Below are 2,303 nucleotides of genomic sequence, written 5' to 3' on the forward strand. Positions count from 1 at the left end.
AGTGTTACGAGTATCTTGTACTTTATTGTCTCTAAAATAAAACAGTTGATAATCGGTGATTGATTATCAACTATAAGCACGACTGCCTGTCGTACAGAAAACCAGCTCAATCGAGCTGGTCATTATTAATAAGCATGTTTTTCTAAGAATTCAGCAGTATCTTTTTTGTCGACTAACATTTTAGCGTATTCACACATAGCGCTTAATGATTCATTCAATCCAATTCCACCTTTTTTAGGCATTTTTAAAATTGTAACTTTATCTTTGTATGTTTCGATAGCCTTTTCACACTCTTGTGACATGATCGCAAAAGCAGGAATATTTGTTAGTTCTGAAATCACCTCAGCTGATTTAGCAGCCATGATACCATAATTTGCATAATTGAAACATGGTCCACAGATAACTACATCTGGATTAAATTTTTTTGCCATAGCCGCAAACTTCTTTGCGTTAAGTTCTGGGTCGGCTAAAAAAGTACCGTCTCCACAATATAAAGTAGCGATGACTTTCCCTCCTTGTTGATCCAAGAATCGAGTAAACATTTCACAAGAACCAATCCCCATTGCTTTTCCGCCCATAGGTAAATCAGGACTTTCTTTTCCTCCTAAACCAGCTTGTGTCTGGTCAAAAATCATCATAACTTTCATTGTGTTATCCTCCTAATCTTATAGATTATCTAAATCTAAATCGTCAAATGAGATATCGTCTTCTTCGCTTGACTCATTTGCAGCAGCAGCTTCTTCTGCTAAATATTTTTTATCTAATGTTTTAATGAATGGATAATAAATCATCATTCCTAATACCAACAAGAAGATTTGCCATACACTTGCTCTCCAAGATCCTGTAGCCAACCATCCTGAGAATCCAATTGGAGTTGTCCAAGGTAGGTTTACACCTGTTGTTCGTGGAATAATACCCCATAATGTTGCGAAATATGATAGGATCAAGTTCATCATTGGAACTAAAATAAATGGAATCGCAATAACTGGGTTTAATACAACTGGTAAACCAAAGATAATTGGTTCGTTGATTCCAAAGAATCCTGGAACGATAGATAATTTTCCTAATTGTTTAATACGTTCAGACTTACATACTGTAACCATCAAGATTACTAATGATAGAGTAGATCCTCCACCACCGAAGTTACAGAAGAAGTTACTGAATGGGTTTGTGAAGATATATGGTAATGCTTTGCAGTTAATACGTTACCAATGAAGAATACTGAGTTACATACAGCTGGTCCATTGATACCAAAGAACCAGAAGAAAGTACACATGAATGAATATAATGCGTTAGCTCCTAATGTATCTCCTAAACCTTCCAATGGTGTTTGTAGAATAGCTACTACAAAGTCTTGGAAGTATCCAAATTCTGTGAATGAGAAACCAATACGTACTAAGAATGCAGCTCCCATAACTAGACCACTTGGTACTAATGCAGCAAATGAATCTGCAACTGCAGGAGGTACACCTTTAGGCATTTTAATTGTCCATCCCTTTTTATAAGCGAAGGCAAATAACCATACTCCAAGAGTTGCACAAATCAAGGCCATAAAGATTCCGTTTGGTCCGATATAATCAAAATCTAAACCTGCGAAAACAGCATCTTTAACAACTTCACCTGAATCTCTAACAGCTGTGTGAATTGTTGGCATTAAAATAAAATAAGAAACCAATGCAACGGCAGCACCTTGAATTTTGTCTGCTTTAAATTCTCTTGCCATCGCATATCCTGTACCTAATGCAGTTAATAAACCTGTACAGTTAAATGATGCACGAGATACCGCCTTGAACCAGTCTGTCCAACCTGCACCAAGTACTGATGATACTGCAGCATCCCATCCTGGAATTGGGAAGTTTGCAATCAACAAGAAGATTGAACCAACAATTAATAATGGTGTAGAAATCAAGAAACCATCACGAATTGCGATTAACACTCGGTTTTTAGTTAGAACATCTGCCATAGGCATTAAAATTTTTTCTAGCTTGTCCATAAACACTCTCCTTTATTAGCTGTCTTTACTTTATCACAGCTATTGATAATGAATTCACTAAATGTTTTCCTACATCTAGGAAATTACTTTTCCGTACCTGCCACACTCATAATATGTGTATTCGCAATACGGTCATGAATCATTTTTCTTGATGGACTTGCCATACCCATTAGAATAGAAACAGCACTAATAATTCCAAATACATATACCGCCATATCCATAATTGGAATGCCTGTAACGATTTGAATCAATTGACGCAAATAACTTGAACTATTCGCAATATAGCCTTCAACGATCATGATTCCTAGTC

General features: G+C 36.3%; 1 protein-coding gene and 2 pseudogenes. All 3 read right to left on the reverse strand.

Annotated features, from left to right (window positions below; translation table 11 throughout):
• Positions 1–125: 125 nt before the first annotated feature.
• Positions 126–647, reverse strand: a complete 522-nt coding sequence (locus ACZQCL_RS08850) for a GrdB-related putative oxidoreductase (RefSeq protein WP_227993888.1) — start codon at positions 645–647, stop codon at positions 126–128.
• A gap of 18 nt (positions 648–665) precedes the next feature.
• Positions 666–1,993 (reverse strand): annotated as a pseudogene (locus tag ACZQCL_RS08855) (PTS sugar transporter subunit IIC).
• Positions 1,994–2,076: 83 nt separating this feature from the next.
• Positions 2,077–2,303: pseudogene (locus ACZQCL_RS08860) on the reverse strand (RDD family protein); the annotation flags it as partial.

This window comes from Holdemanella sp. (assembly GCF_056804935.1).